Annotated in this window: 1 pseudogene; it reads right to left on the bottom strand. The window is 39.6% G+C overall.

The window, feature by feature from the left end:
* A pseudogene (locus tag BBROOKSOX_RS10905) lies at positions 1-1496 on the bottom strand (hypothetical protein); the annotation flags it as partial.

The following is a 1496-nucleotide window of genomic DNA, read 5'->3' as shown; positions in this document are numbered from 1 at the left end:
TTGCAATATTGGAAGCGGTGCCATTGGCATGCCAATGAGTAACATTGGTGCTGATGGTCGCCAGCCCTTTACTGCTTAGGGCAAGGTTTTGACTGCTGGGGCTAATGTCTAGGCCTCTGGAAATGTTGCCAAAATCAATGTTGTTGCCCTTTGTATCTTGAATATCAGTTAAGACAATGTCGTCTTTACTGTCAATATAAAAAGCAGCGTCTATTTTGTCATTAAGTTGAACGGTGTAAGTAAATTCTAATGTCTTGGTTAGTGCACCATTGACGCCTGTCAATAGAAATTCTTTGCCAGCAATCACGATTTTATTACTACCAACATTAGACAAAGTAATGTTTTCATCAATTGTGAGGGTTATTTTAACTTCACTCCCCAGGGCAAAAGCCCCTTTGTTGTTAACCACCCCTTTTATATGCCAAGCATCAGCAGTGGGTTTTGGTGCATAAACATCCACTGAAAGTGGCAAATTATTACCGCTAAATATTTGCATGTCTGACAATTTGGCGCCTACTCCACGAAAAGAACTGTCCAAAAATAATTTTGTATTTGCATTTGAAAGTTTGCTTGAGGTGTAAAGCAAAGTGCCTTTAGCAAGCGCGCCATCAGCTGCCTTAATGTGATAATATTTTATTGTGTTGCCCGACCTAACGACCTTCATATAATCACCAACGGCATAGTGAACCCCCGTATAACCTTTATAACTATTACTCTCATAAATGTAAAATCTATCACGAGCCGCATATAAGGCGTATTCTATACTTTGGTAAGAGCTATTGGAATTGACACTTGAGAGCCCTAACATCATCCGCTTATTAAGCACACCAATCTTGGCAATAACATAACCGTCATTGACAAAACCCTTAGAAGAAGTAACATCAGCATTCCATCCAGTATTGGAAGTTTTTTCATAAACCCCATTGGCTTGGGTTATTTTATTACCTCCGCCAATAACAAAATCAGTGTCAATCAATGTATTACTAAGCCCTACAGGACTAGTGGCATTTTGCATATTTACCGAATTACCATCATCATCCACAATACCCGTCAAAATAATATCATAATGCCTACTTTTGGCAACTATTTTGTCGTTAGCTTTAACGCTATAGACAAATTCTAATGTCTTGGTAACAGCGCCATTGGTGCCTGTTAAAAGGAATTCTTTGCCAGCAACAACAACTCTATTGCGACCCACATTTGCCAAGGTAACCTTTTCATTTAAAGTGAGGGTAATTTTGATCTCATCACCAATGGTAAAAACGCCTTTGCTATCGGCAGGCCCACTGTCTATACGCCAAGCATTGACAGTCGGTTTGGGTGCATAAACATCGACCGAAAGTGGCGAATTATTGCCACTGAATATTTGCATATCTGCTAACTTAGCGCCGACATTATGAAAAGAACTGTCTAGAAACAATTTGGTATTTGCATTTGAAGTTTTGCTTGAGGTGTAAAGCAAAGTGCCTTTGGCAAGAGGACCATCACTGGCTTTA

The sequence above is a fragment of the bacterium endosymbiont of Bathymodiolus sp. 5 South genome, assembly GCF_900128535.1.
In the GTDB taxonomy this organism is placed as follows: Bacteria; Pseudomonadota; Gammaproteobacteria; order PS1; family Pseudothioglobaceae; genus Thiodubiliella.
The sequence above is the reverse complement of the archived record's forward strand: the minus strand, read 5'-3'. Positions and strand labels throughout refer to the sequence as shown.